The sequence below is a fragment of the Magnetospirillum sp. SS-4 genome, from assembly GCF_902729425.1.
Lineage (GTDB): Bacteria > Pseudomonadota > Alphaproteobacteria > Rhodospirillales > Magnetospirillaceae > Phaeospirillum.
On the sequence record NZ_CACVCH010000050.1, the window covers coordinates 1 to 24,884 of the forward strand.

The 24,884-nt window shown below is 63.6% G+C and carries 35 protein-coding genes and 1 tRNA gene; 18 read left to right on the plus strand and 18 right to left on the minus strand.

Translation table 11 applies throughout. The annotated features are described in order from the left end of the window. Window positions 1-55: 55 nt before the first annotated feature. The 7 genes from MTBSS4_RS07520 to pgsA form a co-directional block, all read right to left on the minus strand. Window positions 56-460, minus strand: a complete 405-nt coding sequence (locus MTBSS4_RS07520) for a helix-turn-helix domain-containing protein (RefSeq protein ID WP_368667768.1) — start codon at window positions 458-460, stop codon at window positions 56-58. A 270-nt stretch (window positions 461-730) separates the two neighbouring features. Then, window positions 731-1,153 (minus strand): nucleoside-diphosphate kinase, encoded by a 423-nt coding sequence (ndk, locus tag MTBSS4_RS07525; protein WP_173982793.1) that lies wholly within the window; start codon window positions 1,151-1,153, stop codon window positions 731-733. A gap of 156 nt (window positions 1,154-1,309) precedes the next feature. After that, a complete protein-coding gene (locus MTBSS4_RS07530; RefSeq protein WP_173982794.1) occupies window positions 1,310-1,774 on the minus strand; it encodes a molybdenum cofactor biosynthesis protein MoaE in 465 nt (154 codons plus the stop codon). Between the two features lie 29 nt (window positions 1,775-1,803). Further along, window positions 1,804-2,055 carry a molybdopterin converting factor subunit 1 gene (gene moaD / locus MTBSS4_RS07535; protein WP_173982795.1) on the minus strand — a complete coding sequence of 84 codons (252 nt, stop codon included), beginning with the start codon at window positions 2,053-2,055 and terminating at the stop codon, window positions 1,804-1,806. Continuing rightward, a complete protein-coding gene (gene glp, locus MTBSS4_RS07540; RefSeq protein ID WP_173982796.1) occupies window positions 2,052-3,287 on the minus strand; it encodes a gephyrin-like molybdotransferase Glp in 1,236 nt (411 codons plus the stop codon). The genes moaD and glp overlap by 4 nt, the downstream gene beginning before the upstream one ends. Next, window positions 3,284-3,778, minus strand: coding sequence for a molybdopterin-guanine dinucleotide biosynthesis protein B (gene mobB / locus MTBSS4_RS07545; protein WP_173982797.1), 495 nt, complete (start codon window positions 3,776-3,778; stop codon window positions 3,284-3,286). The genes glp and mobB overlap by 4 nt, the downstream gene beginning before the upstream one ends. A gap of 4 nt (window positions 3,779-3,782) precedes the next feature. Then, window positions 3,783-4,355, minus strand: a complete 573-nt coding sequence (gene pgsA, locus MTBSS4_RS07550) for a CDP-diacylglycerol--glycerol-3-phosphate 3-phosphatidyltransferase (RefSeq protein ID WP_173982798.1) — start codon at window positions 4,353-4,355, stop codon at window positions 3,783-3,785. Between the two features lie 299 nt (window positions 4,356-4,654). On the opposite strand from pgsA, the gene MTBSS4_RS07555 reads away from it, so the two are divergent. From MTBSS4_RS07555 to MTBSS4_RS07575, 5 genes are all read left to right on the plus strand, one after another. Beyond that, window positions 4,655-4,746 (plus strand) — tRNA-Ser (locus MTBSS4_RS07555). 523 nt (window positions 4,747-5,269) lie between these two features. After that, on the plus strand, window positions 5,270-6,424 hold the full coding sequence (locus tag MTBSS4_RS07560) for a DUF3883 domain-containing protein (protein ID WP_173982799.1): 1,155 nt from the start codon (window positions 5,270-5,272) through the stop codon (window positions 6,422-6,424). Between the two features lie 419 nt (window positions 6,425-6,843). After that, entirely contained in the window at window positions 6,844-7,998 is a 1,155-nt protein-coding gene (locus MTBSS4_RS07565; protein WP_173982800.1) for an XRE family transcriptional regulator, read from the plus strand. Further along, the gene (locus tag MTBSS4_RS07570; protein ID WP_173982801.1) at window positions 7,991-8,587 is read left to right on the plus strand and encodes a hypothetical protein; all 597 of its coding nucleotides are present in this window, start codon (window positions 7,991-7,993) and stop codon (window positions 8,585-8,587) included. Before MTBSS4_RS07565 ends, MTBSS4_RS07570 begins: the two co-directional genes overlap by 8 nt. 93 nt (window positions 8,588-8,680) lie before the next feature. Beyond that, complete coding sequence (locus MTBSS4_RS07575) at window positions 8,681-9,481, plus strand: restriction endonuclease (protein ID WP_173982802.1); 801 nt, start codon at window positions 8,681-8,683, stop codon at window positions 9,479-9,481. Window positions 9,482-9,761: 280 nt separating this feature from the next. Here the strand turns inward: MTBSS4_RS07575 and MTBSS4_RS07580 are convergent, their stop codons facing one another. The 8 genes from MTBSS4_RS07580 to MTBSS4_RS07615 all read right to left on the minus strand — a co-directional run bounded on the left by MTBSS4_RS07580 (window position 9,762) and on the right by MTBSS4_RS07615 (window position 13,785). Beyond that, a complete protein-coding gene (locus MTBSS4_RS07580) occupies window positions 9,762-9,986 on the minus strand; it encodes a hypothetical protein (protein ID WP_173982803.1) in 225 nt (74 codons plus the stop codon). Window positions 9,987-9,988: 2 nt separating this feature from the next. Beyond that, on the minus strand, window positions 9,989-10,222 hold the full coding sequence (locus MTBSS4_RS07585) for a TraR/DksA C4-type zinc finger protein (RefSeq protein WP_173982804.1): 234 nt from the start codon (window positions 10,220-10,222) through the stop codon (window positions 9,989-9,991). Between the two features lie 94 nt (window positions 10,223-10,316). Further along, the gene (locus MTBSS4_RS07590; protein ID WP_008615258.1) at window positions 10,317-10,562 is read right to left on the minus strand and encodes a hypothetical protein; all 246 of its coding nucleotides are present in this window, start codon (window positions 10,560-10,562) and stop codon (window positions 10,317-10,319) included. 94 nt (window positions 10,563-10,656) lie between these two features. Further along, on the minus strand, window positions 10,657-11,061 hold the full coding sequence (locus MTBSS4_RS07595) for a hypothetical protein (RefSeq protein ID WP_173982805.1): 405 nt from the start codon (window positions 11,059-11,061) through the stop codon (window positions 10,657-10,659). Then, on the minus strand, window positions 11,058-12,398 hold the full coding sequence (locus MTBSS4_RS07600) for a recombinase family protein (RefSeq protein ID WP_173982806.1): 1,341 nt from the start codon (window positions 12,396-12,398) through the stop codon (window positions 11,058-11,060). The genes MTBSS4_RS07595 and MTBSS4_RS07600 overlap by 4 nt, the downstream gene beginning before the upstream one ends. Next, on the minus strand, window positions 12,395-12,844 hold the full coding sequence (locus tag MTBSS4_RS07605) for a DUF2924 domain-containing protein (RefSeq protein WP_173982807.1): 450 nt from the start codon (window positions 12,842-12,844) through the stop codon (window positions 12,395-12,397). Before MTBSS4_RS07605 ends, MTBSS4_RS07600 begins: the two co-directional genes overlap by 4 nt. Continuing rightward, complete coding sequence (locus MTBSS4_RS07610) at window positions 12,841-13,044, minus strand: hypothetical protein (RefSeq protein WP_173982808.1); 204 nt, start codon at window positions 13,042-13,044, stop codon at window positions 12,841-12,843. The genes MTBSS4_RS07605 and MTBSS4_RS07610 overlap by 4 nt, the downstream gene beginning before the upstream one ends. A gap of 75 nt (window positions 13,045-13,119) precedes the next feature. Beyond that, window positions 13,120-13,785, minus strand: a complete 666-nt coding sequence (locus MTBSS4_RS07615) for an XRE family transcriptional regulator (RefSeq protein ID WP_173982809.1) — start codon at window positions 13,783-13,785, stop codon at window positions 13,120-13,122. A gap of 97 nt (window positions 13,786-13,882) precedes the next feature. On the opposite strand from MTBSS4_RS07615, the gene MTBSS4_RS07620 reads away from it, so the two are divergent. The 8 genes from MTBSS4_RS07620 to MTBSS4_RS07655 all read left to right on the plus strand — a co-directional run bounded on the left by MTBSS4_RS07620 (window position 13,883) and on the right by MTBSS4_RS07655 (window position 18,341). Then, the gene (locus MTBSS4_RS07620) at window positions 13,883-14,146 is read left to right on the plus strand and encodes a hypothetical protein (RefSeq protein ID WP_173982810.1); all 264 of its coding nucleotides are present in this window, start codon (window positions 13,883-13,885) and stop codon (window positions 14,144-14,146) included. Next, window positions 14,143-14,622 carry a hypothetical protein gene (locus tag MTBSS4_RS07625; RefSeq protein ID WP_173982811.1) on the plus strand — a complete coding sequence of 160 codons (480 nt, stop codon included), beginning with the start codon at window positions 14,143-14,145 and terminating at the stop codon, window positions 14,620-14,622. Before MTBSS4_RS07620 ends, MTBSS4_RS07625 begins: the two co-directional genes overlap by 4 nt. Before the next feature lie 99 nt (window positions 14,623-14,721). Next, window positions 14,722-15,558, plus strand: a complete 837-nt coding sequence (locus tag MTBSS4_RS07630) for an ATP-binding protein (protein ID WP_173982812.1) — start codon at window positions 14,722-14,724, stop codon at window positions 15,556-15,558. 19 nt (window positions 15,559-15,577) lie between these two features. Next, window positions 15,578-16,327: a hypothetical protein gene (locus MTBSS4_RS07635; protein WP_173982813.1), complete on the plus strand. Its 750-nt coding sequence runs from the start codon at window positions 15,578-15,580 to the stop codon at window positions 16,325-16,327. Between the two features lie 17 nt (window positions 16,328-16,344). Then, the gene (locus MTBSS4_RS07640) at window positions 16,345-16,572 is read left to right on the plus strand and encodes a hypothetical protein (protein ID WP_173982814.1); all 228 of its coding nucleotides are present in this window, start codon (window positions 16,345-16,347) and stop codon (window positions 16,570-16,572) included. A 140-nt stretch (window positions 16,573-16,712) separates the two neighbouring features. Then, window positions 16,713-16,940 (plus strand): DUF6511 domain-containing protein, encoded by a 228-nt coding sequence (locus MTBSS4_RS22310; RefSeq protein ID WP_254432438.1) that lies wholly within the window; start codon window positions 16,713-16,715, stop codon window positions 16,938-16,940. 10 nt (window positions 16,941-16,950) lie between these two features. Continuing rightward, window positions 16,951-17,748 carry a hypothetical protein gene (locus MTBSS4_RS07650; protein WP_173982815.1) on the plus strand — a complete coding sequence of 266 codons (798 nt, stop codon included), beginning with the start codon at window positions 16,951-16,953 and terminating at the stop codon, window positions 17,746-17,748. Then, a complete protein-coding gene (locus tag MTBSS4_RS07655) occupies window positions 17,745-18,341 on the plus strand; it encodes a hypothetical protein (protein WP_173982816.1) in 597 nt (198 codons plus the stop codon). Before MTBSS4_RS07650 ends, MTBSS4_RS07655 begins: the two co-directional genes overlap by 4 nt. Window positions 18,342-18,361: 20 nt before the next feature. Here the strand turns inward: MTBSS4_RS07655 and MTBSS4_RS07660 are convergent, their stop codons facing one another. Together MTBSS4_RS07660 and MTBSS4_RS07665 are read right to left on the minus strand one after the other, a co-directional pair. After that, window positions 18,362-18,643, minus strand: a complete 282-nt coding sequence (locus MTBSS4_RS07660; RefSeq protein WP_173982817.1) for an addiction module antidote protein — start codon at window positions 18,641-18,643, stop codon at window positions 18,362-18,364. Window positions 18,644-18,646: 3 nt separating this feature from the next. Then, on the minus strand, window positions 18,647-18,946 hold the full coding sequence (locus MTBSS4_RS07665) for a type II toxin-antitoxin system RelE/ParE family toxin (protein WP_173982818.1): 300 nt from the start codon (window positions 18,944-18,946) through the stop codon (window positions 18,647-18,649). A 170-nt stretch (window positions 18,947-19,116) separates the two neighbouring features. Between MTBSS4_RS07665 and MTBSS4_RS07670 the strand changes: the two genes are divergently transcribed. Both MTBSS4_RS07670 and MTBSS4_RS07675 read left to right on the plus strand, forming a co-directional pair. After that, window positions 19,117-19,857, plus strand: coding sequence for a hypothetical protein (locus tag MTBSS4_RS07670; protein ID WP_173982819.1), 741 nt, complete (start codon window positions 19,117-19,119; stop codon window positions 19,855-19,857). Continuing rightward, window positions 19,854-22,880 (plus strand): DUF927 domain-containing protein, encoded by a 3,027-nt coding sequence (locus tag MTBSS4_RS07675; RefSeq protein ID WP_173982820.1) that lies wholly within the window; start codon window positions 19,854-19,856, stop codon window positions 22,878-22,880. Before MTBSS4_RS07670 ends, MTBSS4_RS07675 begins: the two co-directional genes overlap by 4 nt. Before the next feature lie 3 nt (window positions 22,881-22,883). Here the strand turns inward: MTBSS4_RS07675 and MTBSS4_RS07680 are convergent, their stop codons facing one another. Next, on the minus strand, window positions 22,884-23,162 hold the full coding sequence (locus MTBSS4_RS07680; RefSeq protein ID WP_173982821.1) for a hypothetical protein: 279 nt from the start codon (window positions 23,160-23,162) through the stop codon (window positions 22,884-22,886). Between the two features lie 502 nt (window positions 23,163-23,664). Here MTBSS4_RS07680 and MTBSS4_RS07685 point away from each other — a divergent pair. The 3 genes from MTBSS4_RS07685 to MTBSS4_RS07695 are packed head-to-tail and all read left to right on the plus strand — an operon-like array spanning window position 23,665 to window position 24,801. Beyond that, window positions 23,665-24,132 (plus strand): crossover junction endodeoxyribonuclease RuvC, encoded by a 468-nt coding sequence (locus MTBSS4_RS07685; protein ID WP_173982822.1) that lies wholly within the window; start codon window positions 23,665-23,667, stop codon window positions 24,130-24,132. Next, window positions 24,129-24,320, plus strand: coding sequence for a hypothetical protein (locus MTBSS4_RS07690; protein WP_173982823.1), 192 nt, complete (start codon window positions 24,129-24,131; stop codon window positions 24,318-24,320). Before MTBSS4_RS07685 ends, MTBSS4_RS07690 begins: the two co-directional genes overlap by 4 nt. Then, entirely contained in the window at window positions 24,313-24,801 is a 489-nt protein-coding gene (locus MTBSS4_RS07695; RefSeq protein ID WP_173982824.1) for a DUF6362 family protein, read from the plus strand. Before MTBSS4_RS07690 ends, MTBSS4_RS07695 begins: the two co-directional genes overlap by 8 nt. The last annotated feature ends 83 nt before the right edge of the window (window positions 24,802-24,884 follow it).

Below are 24,884 nucleotides of genomic sequence, written 5' to 3' on the forward strand. Positions count from 1 at the left end.
GCCGGAGCCTCTCCTCCCGGCCATCTGGCGGAACCGGGAGGAGAGGCGCTCCCCCTCACTCTCCCGGCGCCCCCGTCAGCCCGGCCAGGGCCTTGGCCAACTGGTGGACGCGGCGCCTGATCTCGGGGTCGCAGATGCGGTAATAGGCGCGGACCAGTTCCAGGGTTTCGCGGCTGGTCATGATATCGGGCTGACCAACGTCGGGCTCGACCACCGCGCGGGCCATATGGCGCGGGCTGGCGGCAACCACGTCCTCGCCCATGTCCTCGTAGAAGTAGTCCACCGCCACTCCCAGGGCGCGGGCCAGATCGAACAGGCGCGAGGCGCCGATGCGGTTGGCGCCGCGCTCGTACTTCTGAACCTGCTGGAAGGTCAGGCCCAAAGCCGCCGCCAGGGCTTCCTGACTCATCCCCAGCATCGAGCGGCGCATTCGCAGGCGAGCCCCGACATAAACGTCGATGGGATTGGGCTGCCCCGAAGGAGTGCGGCCGCGACTTGACTTGCGAGTAGCTGGCATGGTGCATGTCCGCTCAAGTTGTAACTTATCCATTCTCGCAAGTCAGAATAATCCGCGCAAGTAGTAATCATCGACAAACGGCAACTCTACTTAGCCGTGTCTCGATAAATTCATCTTTTAGAAGTAACTGACGATTATCAATAGACGAAACAAAACACCCCCGGAGTCGGACTCCGGGGGTGTTGATCGAAACCGAATGCGGAATGGTCGGGATCAGCCGACGATTTCGCAGCCCGAGAAGAAGAAGGCCACTTCGATGGCGGCATTCTCAAGGGAATCGGACCCATGGACGGAATTGGCCTCCACCGACTCGGCGAAGTCGGCGCGGATGGTGCCCGGCGCGGCATTGGCCGGGTTGGTGGCGCCCATGATCTCGCGATTGCGGGCGACGGCGCCCTCGCCTTCCAGGACCTGGACCACCACCGGGCCGGAGATCATGAAATCGACCAGTTCGCCGAAGAACGACCGCTCCTTGTGGACCGAATAGAACTGCTCGGCCTGCTCCTTGGTGAGGCGAACGCGCTTCTGGGCGACGAAGCGCAGGCCGGCCTCCTCGAAACGGGCGTTGATCTTGCCGGTCAGGTTGCGGCGGGTGGCGTCGGGCTTGATGATCGACAGGGTACGTTCGATGGCCATTCGTGAAATTCCTTTCGGCGGTTGGTCGCGCCGCAACGCCCGGGCAGGCGAGCGGCCGCGTTCACCCCCGGCGGCCGGCGCTCGGAGGACGGCGGGTTATAACGCCATCGACGCAAGAGAGCAACCGGACAATGACCTGGAACGGGCCATCCCGCCTCATTCCCACCGTTTCGCCGCCGCCTCGTCGGATTCCCTGGCATCCACCCAGGCGTCGCCGTCTTGGGTGTGTTCCACCTTCCAGAACGGCGCCTTGGTCTTCAGCCAGTCGATAAGAAAGCGGCAGGCCTCGAAGGCGGCGTCGCGGTGGGCCGACGAGGCCGCCACCAGCACGATCCGCTCGCCCGGCTCCAGCCGGCCGTGGCGGTGGATGACCAGGGCGTCCTCCAGCGGCCAGCGCGCCCGCGCCTCCGCCTCGATGGCCTCCAGCTGGCGCTCGGTCATGCCGGGATAGTGCTCCAGGGTCATGGCGTGAACCTCGGCCCCGGCCCGGGGATCGTGGCCCATGTAGTCGCGCACCAGCCCGACGAACAGGCAGATGCCGCCGACGCTGGTCTTGCCGGAGGAAAAGCCGGCAAGTTCGGCGCCGGGGTCGAAATCCTCGCGCTGGACCCGGACGGCCATGTCAGCCTCCCACGATCAATAAAATCACGTCACCCTCCGGTGACGGGGGGGAAGAACGCCACCTCGTCGCCCGGCCTCACCGGCGTGTCGAGGCCGGCGTAATCCTGGTTGACCGCGACGCGCACCACCGACAGGGTCTCGAACGCCGCCGCGTGACCGGGCGAGCGGGTCTTGAGGAATTCGACCAGTCCCCCGACCGTATCGGTGCCGGGCGGCGGCTCCACCATTTCCTCGCCGATTCCGGTTCTGGCCTTCAGCCACGCGAAATACAGCACCTTCATCGCATCAGCTCCGCATAGGAGACGAACTCGACCATCTCACCCGGCGCCACGTCGCCGCGAGTCTCCGGAATGTCCACCAGCCCCTGCGACCACACCATGGAGGTCAGCACGCCGGAACCCTCGGACGAAAACTTGGCGGCCAGCAGCCTGTCGCCGTCGCGGACAAGACGGGCGCGCAGGAACTCGCGGCGGCCCGGCTTGTGCCGGAAGGCGAAGCCGGCCTCCACCGGAAAGCGGATCAGACCGGCATCGCCGGCCCCCATCAGACGCAGCACCATCGGCCGCGCGATCAGCATGAAGGTGACCATCACCGCCACCGGGTTGCCGGGCAGCCCGATGAAGGGAACCCCTTGGACTTCGCCCAGCGCCACCGGCCGCCCCGGCTTGATGGCGAGGCGCCAGAAATCCAGCGAGCCCAGGGCCAGCACCGCCGGCTTCACATGGTCCTCGTCGCCCACCGACACCCCGCCCGAGGTCAAGATCAGATCGTGACCGGCGGCGGCCTCGGCCAGGGCGGCCCGAATGACCTCCAGCCGGTCGGGCAGGATGCCGAGATCGGTCACCTCGGCGCCCAGGCCGCGCAGCAGCGCCCCGGCGGTGAAACGGTTGGTGTCGTAGATGCAGCCGGACGGCAATGGGGCGCCGGGCTCGCAAATCTCGTCGCCGGTGGAAAACACCGCCGCCCGCAGCGGCCGGCGAACCAGAAGCGCGGTACGGCCGGTCGCGGCGGCGATGCCCAGATCCTGCGGCCGCAGCCGGATGCCGGCGGGCAGCACCACCGTTCCCTCGGCCACGTCCTCGCCGGCCCGGCGGATGTTGTCGCCGTCGGCGAGGTGAGGGGGCAGGATGACGCATTCGCCGTCCTCCTTGCAGTCCTCCTGCATGGCGACGGCATCGGCCCCCGCCGGCATGGGGGCGCCGGTGAAGATGCGCACGGCCCCGCCCGGGGGCAACCCGCCGGAAAGGGGGTGGCCGGCGGCGACGCGGCCCACCACCGGCAGCCGCCGGTCGGCGGGCAGGTCGGCCCGACGGAAGGCCCAGCCGTCCATGGCGGAATTGTCGTGGGGCGGCACGTTGATCGGCGAGACCACGTCCTCGGCCAGGATGCAAGACAGGGCCCGGGCCAAGCCGACACTTTCCGTGCCGGTGGCCGGGCCAAGGCGGACCGAGAGCCGGGCCAGCGCCTCGTCGACGCTCATCAGTCCCGATCCGGCGGCGAAGCGGCCGGTCATGCCCCGCTCCTCTCCAGGATCAGGCGGCCGACGGCGTCGATATCGGCGAGGTCGAGCAAGGGCAGCGGGCAATCGGGCACCGGACCGTCGCTGGCCACCGCCACCACCAACGGGTCCTCGGGGAAAAAGGGCGCCTTGCCCACCGAGTGCCGCCAGACTTCCAGCCGGGGATGCGGCCAGCGGCGGAATCCCTCCACCAGCACCAGATCCACCGGGCTCATGCGGGCCAGCAGCTCGTCCATGGTGAATTCCGCCTGATCGCGGTATTCGTGCATCAAGGCCCAGCGCCGGGCCGAGGCGATCATCACCTCGCGGGCGCCGGCCTCGCGATGCTGGTAGGAATCCTTGCCGGGCTTGTCCACGTCGAAGGCCTCCTGCGCCTGCTTGACGGTGGAGATGGTGAGCCCGCGCCCCTTCATCCAGGGGATCAGACGGCCGAGCAAGGAGGTCTTGCCGCTGCCGGACCGGCCGGCGATGCCGAAGATCTTCATCGGGCTACTCCTGCGGCGGCGTCGGATGGGCGCGGATGTGACACATGCCCGATTGCAGGTAATCCCAGCCGGTTACCAGGGTCAGGAGGGCGGCCAGCCACAACCCGACCTCGCCGATCTGGCGGGTCGGCATGAAGGTGGCCGCATCCCCCACCAGCAACACCGGAATCGCCACCATCTGAATGCCGGTCTTCCATTTGGCAAGACGGGAAACCGGCATGCCGACCCGAACCTCGGCCAGGAATTCGCGCAAGCCCGAAACCAGAATCTCGCGCAGCACGATTACCAGGGCCGGCAGGAACGATACGGGGCTGACCCGGTCGAACGCCACCAGCATGAACAGCACCGCCACCACCAGCAGCTTGTCGGCGATGGGGTCGAGGAAACGGCCGAAGGTGGACACGAGATTGAGCGAACGCGCCACGTAGCCGTCGAACCAGTCGGTGATGGCGGCGGCGACGAACAGGGCGCACGCGGCCCAACGCGGCCACTCGCCATCGATATAGAACAGCCCGACCACCAGCGGAATCACCACGATTCGCGACAGGGTCAGGAGATTGGGAAGGCTGGTCACCATGCTGCGGGTCCGTCAGGCGGAGCCGGGACGGCCCGCCGCGGCCCGGATACTAGACCGGAACGTCGCCCCTGTCACCTGTGGCAGGAATGCATTGCAGGGTGATCGGGGGGGGCATGGCCGTCGCAATCGGCGATGGCGCCGCACGCCGCACGCCGCACGCCGCAAGAAACAACACCTCCGGCACCGGATGACCATGCTGCCGTGCACCCGGAGAGGAAGCGGAAAGGAAGCGTTGACGGCCATGAGGGGTTTCCGTTAGAAACATCGCTCCAGCCACGACGGTCAACGACCGTCTCTGCGGAGGGGTGGGTGAGTGGCTGAAACCAACGGTTTGCTAAATCGTCGTAGGGCTTAAACCCTACCGCGGGTTCGAATCCCGCCCCCTCCGCCACTACTTCCAAAGAATAGATTCTCTGACGCATAGAACCTTGGGCGAAGGCCCAAGGTTCTGCGCCGTTTGCGGCCAGTAGCTGTTGACCTTGGTTACTCGATGCGGGCCGAATTTCGGCATTTTTCTCTTCTCTCCAGCCCTTATTCTCTGCGAGCTGTTGACTGCCGCCAAACGGTACGGGTTTTAAAGTTGCAAGTAATTCAAAGAGTTGCGGTGCCAAAAGCTGTTGACCTTTTCGCTGTTTTTATTGGCGCGGGCGGGAGTCTGGGGACGGATCTGGCGGTCAACAGCCTCCCTGGTCAGGACCGATGCGGCAATCAAGGTCAGGGTGCCTCATGTGCCAGGAACGGACATTTGAGCAAGCGTTTCGGTGCGACCGAATTGGGCCAATTCCCACCAGTCTGCTTCCGGTGAGGAGCGGAGTAAGCGGCCATCGCCGTCGGTCGGGAGCCAACCCCTTAGTTGCAAACAAAAGGGCAAGCGAGCAATCTCCAATAATCGACACATTGGGGGGAGCGGTCATATGTCACCCGAAGGAACGACAAGTTCTTCAAAGAGTCCGTTCATCGCGAAATCTCTGCGCGCCTTCGAAAAAGGCTACGATCCAACCCGTGAGGACATGGCGCTCCAGACCCGCGGGGCATTCCTCGATGCTTTTCCCATAGATGCACTCCGTAACCTAGCCGTCGATGATTACGTGATCGGTCTTCAACGGCCGACATTCTGCTACCACGTCGAGGTGCAAACCCGAGCCTGGGCAATCATTCAAGGTGCGACGGCCGCCAAATTCGGCATCTATTACGGCCGCACCAAGAGCGATCCGAAAAACATCTACCGGCCGACGCCGAGGTTCGGGAAAACGAAGGGCGAAGCGTTCAAGACGGTGAAATCCGCCCTGATTGACCTGGTCGCGCTGGGCGGACAAGACGATCTCGATTTTGAAGCCATTGACGCCAATTCTCTGTCGCAGATGTTTAAGGCGAAGATCCTTAGCCTCTATTTCCCCGATCGCTTCGTTAACGTTTGCAGCCACGAACACCTCGAAATGTTTGCGTCGGAACTCGGCTACCAGGGCGACGGGTATGTCAGCGAATACCAGCATTACCTAGTGTCCCAGAAACTGGCGGATCCCGTTGCGCGGACCTGGAGCAATCCGAAGTTCATGGCATTCCTTTATGCCACCTACTTGCCAGGGCACGGTGCTGCCGGTTCTCCAATTCGCAAACCGACGAAGAAGCGGCCGGGCACCGTTGATTTCAAGGATCTTCAGGCTGCATGGGCCCGGATCGGGCGGCAAAGCGAGAAGTTTGCGCGGAAATGGGAGGAGGAGCGCCTTCGAGGCCGCGGCTGGCCGCATCTGGCCAAACAAATCGACGATCGGCGCAACCGCCCGGGCTATGGCTACGACTTTCTGTCCTTTTCGTCGCCCGACGTGCCCCGGTTCATCGAAGTCAAGACAGTGGGGAAGGTAAGAGGCGGCGGTTGCCGGTGTTTTGTGTCAGAAACCGAGTACAATGTTTCCAAATCCCCCGGCCATGCTACCGAGTATTATTTCTATCTGGTTTCGCTCGGCTCGAACGGGAAACCGGCCTCCCTAAAGCCTGTGCGCGCCGAGGATCAATACGAGAACTCAGAGCTTCTGCCGGTCAGTTACGAAATGCGGTTCGATTTGGACTGAGGAATGATCGGCGCGGTTGTCGATGGCGACCGCCCACTCGGCCGACAACAGAGCCGGTAGGCCGAAGGCCATGCGGACTGCCCTGCCCAACGACGTCACCGAGTCGCCGGTGACGTATTCGGCGGCATCGTGCGGCAGGGTAGCGAGCACGCCAGCGCGGGCACCTGTCGCAAATGTCTGCTCTCGGGGGGAGCGGAATTGCAGATGAACGGCCGACATGGGCGCGAAGCCGCCGCTATGGGCCGAAAAGGGACCAACGGCTTTGGGAGACGGTGGCAGGAAAGCGGAATTAAAATTCGGTGGGATGGTGCCTCAATCCCCAACTTCAACGCAAGTTGCTATCGAGTGCAAAGCGCTCCCTTTACCGTATATTCGGTAAGCAAGATTGCGATCTGATGGCACACGTAGCTGGAGGGCAGATGGCCTTTACGATTCAAGAATTTGCCAGGAAACTTCGGGGGCTGCGGGAGCAATACGGCAACACGCTGTGTGAGGTCGCCGAACGCACCGGCATTGGCACCCAGGCGCTTCAGGCGATGGAGGCTGGAAGCGCTACGCCGACCGGCGACGAAGTGCTGATCCTCGCCGACTTCTTCAGATGTGAATTCCCCTGGCTCATCGAGGACGACGCCACCAATCCCGATGAGAACGTCACCATGTTGCTGCGGTCGGAAGGCGGGCGACTGACCACCTCCGACAGGCATGCCATTGCCGAGTTCCTGCACCTGTGCAAGTCGCAGGCCGTGCTCGAAGAGATGAGCGGGTACAGGGCCATCGGAGAGGAATTCCAGTTTACCCCGCGCGGCACGTTCTTCAAAGGCCACGGCATCGATTGCGCGAAGGCGCTGCGGGCACATCACAACCTGAAGCCAAATGCGATAATCCCCGACATTTTCGATTGGCTTCGGAAATCGGGCCTTCGTGTATTCCGCCGATCGCTGCCCAATTCGACGATCTCCGGCCTGTTCGTTCGCCACCCCGAAGCGGGGCGCTGCGTCCTCATCAACTACAACGACGACATCTACCGGCAACGCTTCAGCGCCGCCCATGAGGCGGGCCACGCCCTGATGGATGCGGACAAAGGCTACAACGTCTCCGACGTCAACGACGCCAACAGTGGGGAGTACATCGAACTGCGGGCGAGCACGTTTGCCTCGTGCTTCCTGATGCCTCCGGAGCTACTGAAGATGTTCGGTGACGCGGACCAGTGGCGGCGACCCGAGAAGGTTGCTGAGGTTGCCGGACGTCTCTTCGTCTCGATCCCGGCCCTTCTGTCCGCTCTGAAACGGGACAAGATTCTCGACGACGAGGCCGTTGCCATGATCAAGGAGGCCCGGCCTCGCCTTCCATCCAAACAGGAACCTGAATTGATGGGCGACTACACTGCCCGGCAATTGGAGCGGAAAACGGCGCTCCTCTCAAACGGGCTGCATGCGGCCTATGTGCAGCAGGTCTTCGACGGGCATCGTCAGGGCCACATCTCGCTGGCCAAGGTTGCCGACATGCTGCTCGTCGAACCCAGGGAAGTCGGCGACATAGCCACGCTGTTCGGGGCGAGCCTCCACCATGGTTGATGCCCCTCGTGACGGGGCGGTGCAATCGTTCCCGCCCATCGCAGCCATCGACACCTGCGCCGTCTGGAACATCCTTTCCAGCCGGACCCTGACCACAGCCGCCAGGGGGCGCTGCCATTTCGTCCTGGCCGAATACGTCCGGTATGAGTGCTTGGTGAAACCCTGGAATTCCCCGGAAAGTGCCGCACTGCGCACGAGGCTCTCGGATGAATTGGCGTCGGGGAAACACTTCGCCGTGCATTCCCTGGCAATCGACGACCTGCGGGAATTGGTCGCAAATGTCGGCAAGCTCGGACGGTTTCATCGCGGCGAACTTGCCGCATTGGCTCTGGCCCGGAAGCTTTACAGCGGATTCCTGACCGATGATCGGATTGCTCGCAAAGTGGGAGAGAACGCCCTCGGACTGGATCGGGTTCGCACGACCCCGCACCTCGTTGGTTGGCTTGTGTATGGCGGTCACCTGACGGATGGGGACATTCCGACCATCATCACCGACAACGCTGCTCTGAATAAGCGATACGGGTCGTTGGGCGATTTCGTCCAGGTATGCTACCAGCACGCCATGGGGCTGAAGCTTAGGGTCCGTTAGTGCCATTTGGCATTTCGCCGCATCTCACCGATTCCGGTGCGATTCCGGCTAAGCAGAGGGGACGACGCTGATGAATCTGTCTGGAAGTTGTCGATGATTACGGAAAAACGCCCCGGCAACTGGCGTGAGCTGCAGGATTGGACCGCCCAAATTCTTTGTGAATGCGGATGGACAGCGGATACGGAAGTTACGATCACGCTGGCACGGGGGAAAGCAAGCATCGACGTTTTAGCAACGGAGCATGTCCAGGGGCGTGATTACCTTACCCTCATAGAGTGTAAACACTGGGCAAATCCCGTTCCTCAGGCGGTCGCCCATAGCTTCCGAACCGTTGTGGCGGAAGCAGGCGCAAACGCTGGATATATCGTCTCGAAGGCGGGGTTCCAATCGGGCGCGTACGAAGCCGTCGATCATTCGAATGTCAAGCTACTGACCTGGGAGGAGTTTCAGGCGACTTTTGAGGAACAGTGGTATTGGTCCCACTATGTAAAGATGGTCAAGGACGTGTTGGACCCTCTCTGCTCGTACCTAGAACCGCTACCGGCTATGGCCGCATGGGATAAGTACCTCGACAAGGAACATGTGGACCGATTGGTAGCGATGTACAGGGAGAATTTCCAGCTCGGGGCCCTCATCATGTCTATGCATCCGGTACAAGGAATGTTTCCGGGGCGCCGTGGCCGCGTAATCCTCCCGCTTGGTGACCGGACTAAAGATTATGGGAACTTGCCCGAGGGATTATATGCCCTGACAGGATATCGAGAGTTTTTTGACACGTTGGCCAACCATGCTCTTCCGCTCTTGGATGAATTTCAGAGTTATCGAGACATGGCTTTGGAAAGGAAAAAACAAGCCGAACCGAATGCTGCTAACCATAGGCTTGAGGGCGATTGACCACCGCCAGCGATGCCGAGGCGACAACCAAGCGCTTCTGGATGGTCACGGGCTGAAAGATGTGGTGGACCATCGTCTGGGGCGCGGCGAATTTAGCTGGGTCGGCGTGTCCGCTTCCGGCCCTTTTCTAGACGACGCGACGAATCTGCGTAAGGTCAGCTATCTGGAATCGGCGTAAACCTCTGGAACGGCGATAATGGGCGCAAAGCGGTCAAGTCGCGTGCAACGCACCAAGGTCCGTAATGGGGCATGACCGGCTGATTGGGCGGCTGGGTGCCTGTCAGCGATCACCCTGCTCAAACAGGGCTTCTTCCGCCACCCCTTCGGCCCGTTTGTAGACCCGGTGGGCATCGAGATTCCCGGCCGCCAGTGCATCCTGGGCGGCCAGTTCAGCACGCAACGGCGCTTCAAGGCCAAGCCTCTGGATCAGAAACCCGGCCACCCGCGCCACCTGCTGGTCTGCGGCATCGTCCGCCAGATCGTCCTCGGGGTCGTCATCAAACATGGTCAGCCGCGACCACCGAGCTTCCGGCGACGTTGATGCTCGGCATCCTCTTCGGCAGCACAGTCGCAGCAGGTGGGGGCCGAGGGATTGGCGCGAAGACGGGCACTTTCGATGCGATCACCGCAAGCGCGGCAGATCCCCGACGACGGGGCGCGCGATTGGCGGCTCAGGGCAACCTTGATCGCCATGCTGGTCAGGTGCTCGGCCCGTTCGTTGGCGGCATCGACTTCGTCCATTCTCATCCCCTTTAGAAATGACGGCAGATATGGTGGCGCAGGGCCAGCCCAGATTCAAGATATTGATCCATGATGATTTGACGTCGACCGCAGCTCAGTTTTCAGCCTTCGGCACGGACCCCAGACGCTGCAGAAACTCGGGCTCGTCGTAATCGCCCATTTCAGGGTCGGCGGTCTGACGGACAACGTCCACGCCGGCTACGCTGCCACCCTCCATCATGCGGCTGGCACGTTGCAGGGCCTGTGGCTCGGTCTTGTAGGAAATGGGTGGCTGAGGCTTCAGCCCCCCCCTTTTGCCGAGGATGTACGGCTGGCAGATGAACAAGGTTTCGAGGGCCATGGCGGTATTCCTGCGGCAAGGGCGACCGCCGCAGGATGTTTTCATTTCGTTCTTTTGTCAATGCGCATGGTTCCGGCGGGATTCGTGCTCCCGGTCACCGCGTCGCCACTCCAAACATCTTCCGCTGCCTGTCCCATTCCACCGGCATGTCATCCATCAGATCGGCAAGTTGCATGGTGCGGGGCTGGCGGCCGTCAAGAATGGCCTCGACGATGTCCGGGGCCAGCAGGGTCAGGCGGTAGATGCGGGTCAGGTAGGACGGGGCGATCTTTTCGGCCTCGGCAAGTTCGGTGAGGGATCGCACCTGCCCGGATTCCAACATGCGCTTCCAGCGGTGGGCGCGGGCCAGCGCCTTCAGCAGGGTGTCGTCGGGGGTGGGTTTGGCGCGCACCGGAACGCCCTCGCCCTCGGGGACGATCACCAGCTTGCGGCCACCGTGGCGGCGGAGCGTCAACGGCACGCGGATGGTGAAAGTGTCGATGCTGACGTCAGTGGTCATGCCGCGCTCCTGTCACCAGTTTGGGCGGTGATGTCGGCGATGACGCTGGTCAGTCCCTCGGCTCGCAGGCGGATTTCGGCACCGTCGGGGGCGATGGCCACTTTCTCGACCAGAAGCTGGAGGATGCGGGCCTGCTCGGCCGGGAACAACTCGTCCCAGAGTGCCTCGAAGCGATCGAGGGCGGCGTGCAGATCGGCGGGCGACATTGTTGGCGCCATCCGTTCGGCCCGCGCCCGTATCTCGGGAGCGCGCAGCAGGGCGCGGACCTGCCCGATGACGGCGGCCTCGATCTCACCGGCGGCGATGCTGCGCACCGGGCAGGACTCATGGCCGGAATGGATCGCCTTCATGCAGGTATAGTAGCGGTACAGGCGGCCCTTCTTGCGGGTCGAACTCGGCGTCATGGCCCGACCGCAATGGGCGCAGTGGATCAGCCCCTTCAGCGGCGCCGGGGTCGAGGACCGCACCGCATTGGCCCGCTTCCTGGGCGCATTGTCGGTCTTCACCGCCATCACCTTGTCCCAGGTGGCGCGGTCGATGATGGCGGGATGCTCGCCTGCATGGGCTTCGCCCTTGTGGACGGCCTCGCCGAGATAGACTCGGTTGTCGAGCAGCTTGTAGAGGAAGTTCTTGGTGATGGGCACGCCGTCGCGGGTCTTACCGTCCTGGGTGGTCCAGGACTTGGTGTGGCGGCCGGCGGCGTTCAGTTCCTTCACCAACAAGGTGGCGGAACCGAGTTTGAGGAAGCGGTCGAAGATGTGGCGGACCAGATCTGCTTCCGTAGCGTTGACCACCAGCTTGCGGGCGACCACGTCATAGCCCAAGGGCGGCACCCCGCCCATCCACATGCCCTTGCGCCGGGAGGCGGCGAATTTGTCGCGGATGCGCTCGCCGATCACCTCCCGCTCGAACTGGGCGAAGCTAAGCAGGATGTTGAGCGTCAGCCTGCCCATGGAGGTGGTGGTGTTGAACGACTGGGTCACCGAGACGAAGGTGACGTCGTTGCGGTCGAACACCTCGACCAGCTTGGAGAAATCCATCAGCGAGCGTGACAGGCGGTCGATCTTGTAGACCACCACCACGTCGATCAGCCCGGACTCGATGTCGGCCAGCAGGCGTTTCAAAGCGGGACGCTCCAGATTGCCGCCGGAAAAGCCGCCATCGTCGTAACGGTCGGGCACCGGCACCCAGCCCTCGGCCTTCTGACTGGCGATGTAGGCTTCACAGGATTCCCGCTGGGCGTCGAGGCTGTTGAATTCCATCTCCAGGCCCTCCTCGGAGGACTTGCGGGTATAGATGGCGCAGCGGGTTTTCCGCAGGGGCTTGGGCGGCGTCATCGGCGGGCCTCCAACTTGCCATGCTTGCGCAGTCCAAAAAATAGCGGGCCATTCCACCGGGTGCCGGTGATAGCGCGGGCCACCGCCGACAGGCTCTGGTAGCGGCGGCCCTGCCATTCGAAGCCGTCAGCCAGGGCGGTTACCTCCTGCATCACTCCCTGCCATTCCCGGATCAGCTTGGTGCCGACGATGGGGGCGGTCATGTCCTTGGGCTTCGGCTTCTTCTTGCCGTCCAGCTCATCGACCAGATCGTCGAGGCGGCGCTCGGCCTGGACCGACAATCCGCCGAAGGCCAGTTCCTGAATCCGGTAGGCCAGCCTTTTCACCAGGAAGGTGCGGTTATAGGGCGGCGGCTCGGTACCGGTCAGCTCCCGCCACATGGCCTTCAACTTGGGCGTCGGCAGGGTGGGCAATTCGGCCACCTGGGTGAGGATTGCGGTCGTCATTTGCGGGAGTTCCTTCGTTTGTTCTCCACGCCATACACGCTCCGGTTGGCGGTGAAGTCGACGGAACAGTCTCCACGCTCAGCAGATAAACGAGTGGACTTCCGCGCCATCAGGCGCATGGCACCGGTCGCCAGAATCTCGGCGATTTCGTCGAGGCGCCCCGCGGCGGTCATGTGGTCGGGATGAAGGGCAATGGACATGGACGCATCCGCAAGAGAACGTTTTCTGATTGTTCTCTTATGGCGCAGTCGCACGCATTAGGTCTAATCCGAATTTCATGACAGATTCCGTGCAAACCAGACGATCCGGCCGATGATGCGGATCTCCTCGGCGCTGCGGTCGTAGGGGGAATAGCGGCTGTTGTCGGAAATGATGCGGACAGAGGGGATTTCGCCTCCGGCAAGGCGCTCCAGCCGCTTGGCAACCAGCCCGAACCCGTCGTGCAGAACGAAGATGCCGGTGGGGTTGGGGATGACCTGGGTGGTGTCGAGCATCACCACGTCACCGCCAAGCAGGGTCGGCTCCATGCTGTCGCCCCGCACACGGATGAGCTTCAATCCCGCCGACCTGAGACGCAGGACGCCACGCAACCAGGACTTCGGAAAGTGCCAGGGAGCGCCGTCCTCCTCGCTTTCAGCCACGGCGCCGCCGCCCATATCGGCCTCGACGTTGACGAAAGGAACGGCGACGTAATCGCGCCTGGACGGGGTGGTGACGGCTGGAGCCTGTTTACCGTCCTCGCCATAGAGCAGGGCCTCGATCGGCATCTGAAGAACGGCGGCGACGCGGGTGAGCTTCTCGCTGGACGGGTCGGCGGAGCGTCCGCGCAGGATGTCGTAGACGAACGAGCGGCCGACGCCGGCGGCTTCGGCCACATGCAGGGGGCGTAACTCCAGTTCCTTCATCCGCACACGCATGCGGTCGGCCAGGGTCGTGGTCATGGAGTCTCCTCGGGTTTGTACGAGGCCATGAAATAGGATTCGTCCTAACTGTGTCAAGCTTGATAGGTTTCCCTCAATCGAAACAGAGGGGGATCGAATGGACACCTGCAAAGCCGATATCGCCGACCACGTCAGCACCTTCATCGCCGATGTCCAGCGCGAGGTCGATGACTGGCTGGCGGAAACGGGGACCGCACCGACCATGTTCTGCAAGAAAGCGGTCAACGATCCCAACCTGCTGCGCCATATCGAGCAGGGCCGCCGCCGCCTGACCTTCGCCATGGCGGTTCGCCTGCGCGATTACCTTACCGAACAAAAGCACAACACCGAGGGTGACGGTTGCGGGAGGATTGCCCAATGACCATCCCCAACCGCCCCAGCCTTGGCGATCTGATCGGCATGCCGGTCGGTGATGTCGCCGCCCTGCCGGCCGAGATGCTGGCCATGCTCCAGGAGGAGGTCGACGAGTCCCTGCGTCGGGCCAAGGCCGTCAAGGACCGGCTCGATGGAGCGCTGGACAGGAAGTACGGCACCACCGCCGCCGAGTTGCGGAGCCGCGAGGGCAAGGATACCGGCACGGTGCGTTTCAACGATGGCGCCGTCACCGTGGCGGTTGATCTGCCCAAGAAGGTGGACTGGGATCAGGGCCATTTGGCGGCCACCGTCGAACGCATCCGCATCGCCGGGGACGATCCGACCGAATACGTCGATCTCGCCTTCAAGGTGCCCGAGCGCAAATACGCCGCTTGGCCTGCCCACATCCGTCTCGCCTTCGAGGCCGCCCGCACGGTCAAGACCGGCAAGCCGACCTTCACGCTGAAGCCCATCGCCCCCTGAGACAACGACGGGGCAGCCCGACCCGCGAGGGCGGGCAGGTATCCCTTCGGCGCCCGGTCAACGCCCCGTCGTCCCCGCTCTGAATTGGAGAATCTCCCCATGGCCGTTCGCATCATCACCGCCGACGAGCGCCTGTCGTCCGCCGGCAATAAAACCTCGGTGGCCATCTTCGGCCCACCTGGAGTCGGCAAAACCTCGCTGCTGAAGACCCTGCCGCCCGCCCAGACCGTCTGCCTCGACTTGGAGGCGGGCATGAAGTCGGTCCAAGACTGGTCCGGCGCCAGCATCCCGGTGCGCAGCTTCGGCGACTTCCGCGATCTGGTGGTGCTGATCGGCGGCTCCGATCCGGCGGTCGATCCCAACGCTTTCTATAGCGCCCAGCACCACCAGCATGTGCGCTCGCTCTATGCCGGATCGGGGGTCGAGGAATTCCTCGCCTCCATGCCGGTGATCTTCGTTGATTCCATCACCGACCTTACTCGCCAGGTCATGGCCTTCGCCAAACAGCAGCCGGAAGCCTTCTCCGATCGCACCGGCAAGCCCGATATCCGCGGCGCCTATGGCCTGCTGGGCCGGGAAGTGATCCAGGCGCTGAAGCACCTGCAGCATGCCCCCGGCAAGACGGTGATCTTCGTCGGCGTGCTGGAAAAGGTCACCGACGAGTTCAACGCCACCACCTGGCAGCCGCAGATGGAGGGATCGAAGGCAGGGCGCGAGCTGCCCGGCATCGTCGATCAGGTCATCTCCATGCATCTGTTCTCGGCCGATTCCGAGGGTAACTGGCTGCTGGACGAGAAGGCCACCGAGCGCCGCCTGGTCTGCCTGTCCGGCAATCCCTATGGCCTGCCCGCCAAGGATCGCTCCGGCCGCCTAGAGGTGACCGAGGCCCCCGATCTCGGCGCCCTGCTGGCCAAAATCAACCGCATCCCCGCCTGATTGAAAGGAACCCACCCCCATGTCCTACGATCTCAACGATGCCCAGCCCCAGATGATGCCCACCGGCGAATTGATCCCCGACGGCACCTTCGCCAAGATCCGTCTGTCCATCCGCCCCGGCGGCGTCAATGGCTCGGTGCCCATGGATGCCGGGCTGCTGAAGGCCGCCAGCGAGAGCGACGCCAGGATGCTCGACTGCGAATTCACCGTGGTCGAGGGGCCGTTCGTGCGCCGCAAATTCTGGCAGAACTTCACGGTGGCGGGCGGCAAGCTCGACGACAAGGGCCAGAGCAAGGGCTGGAACATCTCCAAGGCGTCGTTCCGCGCCATGGTCGACAGCGCGCTCGGGTTGAACCCCAAGGATATGAGCGAGGCGACCAAGGCCAAGCGACTGATCCAGGGATTGAAGCAGTTGGACGGCATCACCTTCGCCGCCCGCATCATGGTGGAGCCGGCCAGCGATCCCAAGTACCGCGACCAGAACCGGCTGGCCAACGTGGTGCTGCCCGACGAGGCCCAATACCCGGCGGTCATGAAGGGCGAGGCGGTCGATCCCGATCCCATCAACGCCAAGCCGCGCAAGCCCGCCACTGCCGTTGCCGGTCAGAACGCCCCGGCCTGGGGCACTGATGCCGCCCCGGCGCAGGCACCGCAACAGGTCGGCAGCGTGCCGTGGAATCAGCAGGGGACGGCGCAGCCCCAGTCCCCAGCCCAGCAGTCCACTCCCCCGGCGGCATCAGCCACTGGCCCGGCTTGGCTCAACACCTGACGAAGGCGGCGCCTGCCATGACGGATGACGAATGGCAGGCGCATGTGACGCGCCAGGCGGCAAAGGCGATCGGTGAATGGCTCGAAGCCCGCGGAAAACTGCACCAGCCCATAAGGGGGCTGGCCATGTGGGAACTGGAAGCTATGGCCCAGGCCGCCATCAGCAGCTTCGTGGTGCTGGGCTGTTCGCGGATCAAGGAGGAGCCCGGCGAGCACCCGGACCTGACCCGGCTCTTGCTGGGCTGAGCCTTTGCGCCATCTGCGGTCGCGAGGCCAAGGGCTTCGGCTATGTCCATCGCCTGTGCCACGACCTTTACCCATTCCATCGTTTCTGCTCGATGCGCTGCCAGCAGGCTGGCGCCGAGATTGCCCGACGGAGCCAAGGCATGATCGACAAGACCGCCCGAGAAATCCAGGCCATCAAGGATGCCCGGCCCCTCTTCGCCGAGGCGCTGACCGCGCTGGCCCTGATGGAGCCGTTCTACCACCGCACCGCAGAGGATATCGACCGCCTGATCGAAGCCGCTGTCACCGGCTACGTCGAGTCCATGCAGCGACAGGCTGGTGTGAAGGAACGCTCAGGCACCCCGTTCGATGACGAAATCCCATTTTAGGGGGCAGATCATGCTCGACCTGAATCATGGATCCGGCTGCCAGTACCAAAAGCCCGACCGCGATCCCGGCATTACCGTGGCGGTCAACGCCGCCATCGATGCCGCCTTGGTGGTCCGCAACCGCTCTCAGGTTGCTCGTCAGTACGTCAGCACGTCCGGCATCGGCCGCGAATGCCTGCGCCAGATCCAGTACGACTATCTCGCCGTGCCCAAGGATGAAGGCCGGGATTTCGAGCCAAAGACGCTCCGTATTTTCGAGGCCGGTCATCGGGGCGAGGACGTGGTGGCAGCCTGGCTGCGGGCCGCCGGGTTCGATCTGCGCACGGAACGTCGCGATGGGCGGCAGTTCGGGTTCTCGGCGTTGAATGGACGGTTCAAGGGCCATATCGACGGCTGCCTAGTCGGCGGGCCGGTGGCCATGGCCTATCCCGCCCTGTGGGAGAACAAGGCGCTGGGCGTGTCGTCGTGGAAGGACGTGGTCAAGCGCGGCGTTGTGCTGTCCAAGCCGGTCTATGCCGCCCAGCTTGCCCTCTATCAGGCCTATATGGATCTGCCGGCTCCGGCGCTGTTCACCGCGCTCAACCGCGACACCTGGGAAATCCACTGTGAACTGGTACCGTTTGACGCCGCCCTGGCCCAGACCATGAGCGACCGTGCCCTCCAGGTGGTCCAGGCCAGCGACGCCCAGGAACTGCTGCCCCGCGCGAGTGCCGAACGGACCTCGGTGGTTTGCCGCGGCGGTAAGACGGCCGGCGGCTGGCACGGGACCTGTTCCTGGCAGGACCGTTGCTGGGGGACGTACCGATGACCGGTAAACGCCGCGCCCTCAGCTACGACGTTCTTCAGGTTCGCGACATCACCGGCCCACGCACCATTGCCCGCCTGTGGTGCGCCCAATGCGGTGACACGCTGGATATCACCTTGAACAGTGCCCATCACGCCGATGGTGTCGAGCGCATGGCGCGGGCCAAGGGATGGGACTGTGACAAGAATCGTCCGCGCCGCACCATCTGCCCCGACTGCAAGGCCCGTCCGAGCCCGCCGATCAAACCGGCTGCGCCGAACCCCATCAAACCCAACATCAGGAAGGAAATGCCGATGACCACGCCCACCGTCCGCCCCGCCACCCCCGACGAGCGCATGCGCATCCGCCACAAACTGGACGAGGTGTTCGACGATTCCAAGGGCATGTACCTGGACGGATTCAGTGACCAGCGTGTCGCCGAGGATCTGAAGCTGCCGCGCAAGATGATCGAGCAGATCCGCGAAGCCGCCTACGGCCCCATCCGTACCGATCCCGAGATCGACCAGTTGCGCACCGACATCGCCGCCCTGATCGCCCAGGCTTCCTCCCTGGCCAACCGGCTGGCCGAGGTCGAAAAACGCTATCAGCCCCGGTGACCATGATGGGCGAAATCACCCTACGCGGAAATGGTCAGCTTCAGCCCCAGCGCATCGATCACCGAGCGGATGGTTTCGTATCGGGGATGGGCACCGGGGGCGACGGCCTTGTACAGGCTTTCCCGTCCCAGCTTGGCCTTCTCGGCCACTTGGCTCATGCCGCGCGCCTTGGCGACGTGGCCCAGCGCCGCCAGGAAGATCGACGGATCGGGGTCTTCCAGGGCTGCCGTCAGGTATTCGGCCATCACTTCGCCATTGTCGAGATAGGTGGAGACGTCAAAGGCTGCGACCGGTTCCGTCATGGCTCAAACCTCCTTGATCATGCTGGCCAGTTCCTTGGCCCGCTTGATGTCCCGCGCCTGGGTCGACTTGTCGACGCCCAGGAGCAGCAGATAGACCACCTTGCCGCGCCGGGTGAAATACACCCGGTATCCCGGCCCGAAATGGATGCGCATCTCGCTCACCCCTTCGCCGACCGCCTCGCAATCACCAAAGTTCCCGAACTCGGCGGCGGTGAGACGGGCCAGGACGCGGGCCTTCCCTTTGTTATCGGCCAATGCCGAAAGCCACGCATCGAAACTGGCCGTGCGCTGCATCGTGTTCATGCGCCAACCGTATCCAAGTGGATACGGATGTGCAAGCTTTCAAGGGGGATGCCGAATGATCCATACGCCCTGTCCCAAACGGCACCGCCGAATCCGGATTGCATCAAGCGACGAGCTTGTTTAGCCTCACTCTCGACCAAAGCCGAAGGCCCACAGCCATGTGAGCCTTCATGATGACAACCCTTCCACTCTTCCCTGGGCAGCGCGTCCATCGCTGGACGGTGGTGCGATCGGGTGAATGCGCCTTTTCTCGACAAGGTCGGAAGCGGGCGCGTTGGCTTTGCCGCTGCGATTGCGGCACAGAAAAATTGGTGCTGGATCAGAGCCTGCGGCTCGCATTGTCATCGGAAACGGGGGGCAGCCGAAGCTGCGGCTGTTGGGCTGCCGAGAAAATCATTCGGCATGGGCACAACCGGTTCGGCCACCCGTCATCGGAATACGGCGCTTGGATTGCGGCCAAGAAGCGTTGCCACAATCCGCGCAACGCCTCGTTCGACCGATATGGCGGACGCGGAATTCAAATGTGCCCACGCTGGAAGGATGATTTCAGTGCCTTCCTGCAGGATATGGGGGCCAAGCCCGACCCTGGTTTCAGCCTGGATCGCATCAATCCTGATGGGGATTATGAACCGGGGAACTGCCGATGGGCTCCTGTGGACGTGCAGGCCCGGAATCGCGCCGGTGTCCGGTGGTACGAGTTTGACGGGCAGCCTGCGTTATTGGGTGACATCGCCAATTTTTTCGGTATCAGCCGAGAAATGGCGCGGAGTTGGGAGCGCCAGGGTGTTCTTCCTGCCAAACCGCTCACGACACCAGTCGAGGTGCCGGATCGCATTCCCGCTCTCGTTCTCAACCTCAATCTGACCGAGCCCCGTAAGGGGTGGCAAGACTTATCCGAGGGCGGTCAATGATCGACCTCAACGACACCTGGCTGCCGGCGGCCCGGCATGACCTGGACGAGATCCGCGACCGCCTCGCCGCCACGGCACCGGACTGGCTGCCGGGGCTGTTTCCTCAAGGTCGGCTGTCCCCGGATCGCCGGACGCTGCGCTGTGCCGATTTGTCGGGGCGTTCGCCGCGCAAGGACGGCTCGTGCATCATCCACCTTGCCGGCCACCACGCCGGTTGGGGCTTCGACCATGCCACCGGCGAGAGCGCCGGTCCCATCGATCTAATCCACCACGCCACCGGTCTCGCCGACCGCGATCTGTTCGAGGAAGCCGCCCGGTTGGCGCGGATGGATCTGCCCGCCCCGCAACGAGCCATGACGCCCAAGCCGACGCATGACCTGGAAATCGCCCGCATCCTCGGCGGTGTCCAACCGCTGGTCGGCACCATCGGTGAGACCTATCTCCGTCACCGTGGTGTCGGCGATCCGCGGTCGCCCGATCTGCTGTACCACGACGACCTTCCCGACTTCGATGGACGGCGCGGCTGGCCGGGGCTGGTGGGGATCGTCCGTGACGGTGCCGGCAACCCCGTCGGCGGCATCCACCGCACCTTCCTGCTCGACGACGGCAGCGGCAAGGCGCCACCGGGCAAGAAGATGTTGGGGGCAATCGACAGCGGCAGCGTGCGCCTCGCCCCCATACCCGCCGATGGCCACCTCGGAATCGCCGAGGGCATCGAAACCGCCCTGTCGGCCTGGGCCATCTTCGGCATCCCCACCTGGGCGGCGCTGTCGGCGGGAGGTATGCGTCAGTGGCAGTGGCCCGAGGGTCTCCGCCGCGTCACCATTTTTGCCGATGCCGGCGACGCCGGTCAGCAGGCCGCCACCACCCTGGCCGACCGCCTCAATCTGGCCGATATCCCGTCCACCATCGTCTCGCCCCTGCACGGGGACGACTTCAACGACGATCTGCGCAAGGGCGCGGCGGTTTCGCATTATAATGTGCAGCCCGCTGTCGAGGAGGCCCCGCCCACCTTCGAGAGTCTGATGGCGCAGGTGGAATGCCTGCAAGACGGCGATGCCATCGCCCTGGGCCGCCTCTATGCCCAGATCGCCAGCGGCAACCTGGAGATTTTCCAGCAGGACAAGCTGTTCGCCGCCATCAGAAAGCAGGCCGGCATCGGTATCCCCACCTCGCGGCGACAGGTGGTTGCCCTGCGGAAGACGCTCGATGCTGCGGCGGCGGATCACGAGGCCGACGATGTCAGCTTCGACGACGAAGTACGGCAGATGGCCACCCTCTATCCACTGCCCCGAACCGAGGGTGTCGATCTGCGTCTGTGCCGCGCGTCCCGTTCCGGCGAGATCATGGTTCATCGCAACATGGGCAGCGGCAAGGATGGCCGAACCGTGTGGCAGCCGGTTGCCAGCCCGTTCGGCATTCCCTCCCGGCTGCGCTATCTCGACCAGGACGACGCCTACGGTTTGCGGATGGTCATCCGCGATATGCATGGAACTTCTCGGGTGGTGGACTTTCCCCGTTCGGCCATCGCCCAGCAAGGGGCGCAGGAAATCCGCTCCGCCCTTTATGCCGCCGGTCTGCGCACCTGTGCCGACGGCGATCAGGTCGCCGTCATGCTGCTGAAGGCCGTCAACCCCCAGGCAGAGACCCTGGTGGTCAGCCGTCCTGGCTGGCATCGGCTGGAAGGCCACGATCATCCGGTGTTTGTCACTCCGGCAGGAAAGGCCATCGGCGATGCCTCGGCATTGGAATTGGCAGCCAATGCCCGCACCGAATCCGTCCGCGGCAGCCTCGACGGCTGGAAGGCGGCGGTGGCGGCAGCTGCTTTAGTCCAGGGCTGTCCGCATTTCCTGCTCGGCGTCTTGGCTGGGTTCTCGGGCGTGGTGCAGTCGCTGGCCGGTCTGGACAGTTGCGGTCTCAATCTCAGCGGCCTGTCGTCCAGCGGCAAGACGACGGCGCAGAAGTTGGCGGTCTCCGCCTGGACCTCCACCGGAATCGGTGCCGGGCTGCTGCAATCCATGCGCTCGACCGAGAATGCCGTGGAAGTCATCGCGCAAGGAGCCAGCGGTACCGTCCTCGCTCTGGACGAACTGGCCCATGTCGATGGCCGCACCATCGCCAAGCTGATCTATGCCATTGCCGGCGGCCAGGGTAAGGCGCGCATGACGGCGGGCGCCATGCTCAAGCAACGCTATGCCTGGTCGACCTATGCCCTGCTGTCCAGCGAATGCTCCCTGGAGGAAAAGGTGCGGGCCGATGGCGGTGCCTGGATCGCCGGCATGGCGGTGCGCATTGTCGACGTGGACGTCACTGACGTGGATCGCGCCGTTCCAGCCACCACGCTGCGAGCAATTGCCGGGATCGACGAAAACCATGGCCACGCGGGACCGGCTTTCGTCGAGCGGCTCATCGCCACCGGTCTGCACCAGTCCCCCGACACGCTGCGGGACCGCATTCTGGCCGAGGCCCGCAAGTTGGCGGGCGACACCACCGATTCCGCCCGCATCCGTGCCGCCACCTGTCTGGCCCTGCCACTGGTCGCGGGTCAACTGGCCCAGGAATTCGAGTTGCTGCCGACCTTCATCGACATCGAAACCCCTGTGCGCTGGGCATGGAGCCGCTTCCAGAAATCCTCGGATGCCGAGGCGCTGGAGCCTGGGGAACAGGTCGTCTCAATGCTGCGGGCCTGGATCGCCGAACGCTGGGACGTCACCATCAAGGCGGTCGATGCGGGCGAACTCAGCTTCGACCGCAAGGCCAATAACCGCGAAGCCGTGGCATGGTATGACCGCGACGCCATTTACATTCCCGCCCACCGTCTGCGTGAGGCAGCGGGCGAGACTCTCAAAGCGGTGCAGATCAGTAAAATCCTGGCCGACCGCGACATGCTGTCGCGCCGCCACAACGATAAGCGGGCCATCGTCCGCTTCGTGCCGGGCATCGGTCGCCTCGACGCCTATGCGCTGAAACGTTCCGAACTCGGTCGCAGCCCTCGTTGGGTTGGCGAAGACGACGACCTATAAGGCTCAGGCCCCTGCCTGCCGCCGCAGGGCGGCAAGATATCCCTGCCAGACGATCCGCGCCGCAGCGACGGCCTCCTCGCAGGCACCCCTCCTCGCCAGATAGAGTTTCAGGCCCGGCCACGACTGCACGTCGGGGAAATTCCGGTCGCGCCGAGCATCTCCGATGAAATCGCCCTGCGGATTATCCCCGCAGCGTCTTTGCGCGATGTATTCCCGGAACGTCATGGGCCACCTCTGCATGATCGGGTGGCCCACGATAATCGTGTCCAATACCGCGATCAATCCTATCGTTCCCTAAAAGTTCCGCATCGCCTGGGCCGCCGGCACCGCCATTGGGCCACCAGTGGCCACCTTTACCGATCAGTGGGCCACCTGAAAAGCGCCAGGTGGCCCACTGATTTCCCCTGGAAAATCAACAAGATGACCTGGTTGTGGGCCACTATGGGCCACTTGGGCCACCTGTTCGGCACGATGTAGAGGGATCGGGATAAAAAAATTCAGCGACACGATGGCTCAGAAAAAATTTCCGAAGTCGCGTGGCGAGCTTATGTTTTTGGAGAAAAGGTGGCCCACAGTGGCCCACTCTCTTTCAATCTATTGTTTTTAAATAACAAAACTGTGGGCCACCTTGGAAAATGGGTGGCCCACTGGGTGGCCCACTCGCAATGAGCGCAATCGTCTCGCTTTCATAATCCGACAGCGATTTCGATTGCACCTGAGAATCGCCCCCCTTAGACTCCCCCTCGACCAAAGCCGAAGGCCCACAGACTTGTGAGCCTTCACCATGACCACCATTCTTGCCCTTGATCTGGGCTCCACCACCGGCTGGGCCATGCGCCTTGCCGACGGTATCATTGTCTCCGGCACCATGGAGTTCAAACCCGGACGATACGAAGGCGGCGGAATGCGTTTCCTGCGCTTCCGATCCTGGCTCGACCATCTCGAAGCTGGCGCCAAGGGCATCGGCACGGTCTACGTCGAAGAAGTACGCCGCCACGCCGGCACCGACGCCGCACACATCTATGGCGGATTCCTCGCCCATCTCACCGCTTGGTGCGAACTCAAGCACATCCCCTATCAGGGCGTTCCGGTCGGCACCATCAAGCGCCACGCCACCAGCAAGGGCAATGCCGGGAAGGATGCCGTGATCTCCGCCATGCAGGCGCGCGGCTTCAATCCCGAAGACGACAACGAGGCCGACGCCCTGGCCATTCTGACCTGGGCCATCGACACCGAAGGAGGTGTGCGATGAACTGGCATCCTCCCGGCTTCGGTGGCACCCGCCGTGATCCTGAGCAGGTCAAGCGGGATGGCTGGCAAGAGCGTGGCGTCCTGGTCATTGCCGAAGACGACCAGCGCCTGACCTGGCCCGAGCGTGAACTGATCCGCCAGTTGGGTGCCAAGCTGTATGGTCCGCGCCCGGAGGTGTCCCATGGCTGAATTCCGCTGGACGCCATCCCTGGTCGAAGAACGCATCGCCGAAGCCGCCGATACTCTGCGCCGCCTGCCCGACACCAGGGTGCAGGGGCACGCCAGCACTTGGCCGCCCTATGTGCATGAGTGTTTGGAACCCACCGAGGTGAAACTGCGCCGTCCGCCACCCTCCGCCGCCGCCATCACCCGCATGGACGAAGCCTTGCCGTGGCTGCGCCACCTCGATCCCACCGACGCCAAGATCATCTGGCTGCGGGCCACCAACGCGCCATGGAAAGTGATCTGCTGGCAGGTCGGCATGACGCGGGCGACCGCTCACCGGCATTGGCTGTTCGCGCTGTGCGTCATTGCCTGGACGCTGAACGGGCGGCGCATCCCCCGTCACATCTCCAAGGTCGATCTGATCGCCCGGACCAAGGCGGCGGAGGAAAGCGAAAGGTGTATCGATACATTGCAGGGCGCGACAGTGATGGCCAGTTTGGGGTAGATGTAAGTCCAGGCTCGCGGAACGGGCGGCGACGATCACTAAATGATCCGCCGCCCAAAGCGGGCGAAAGAATAGAACACCGT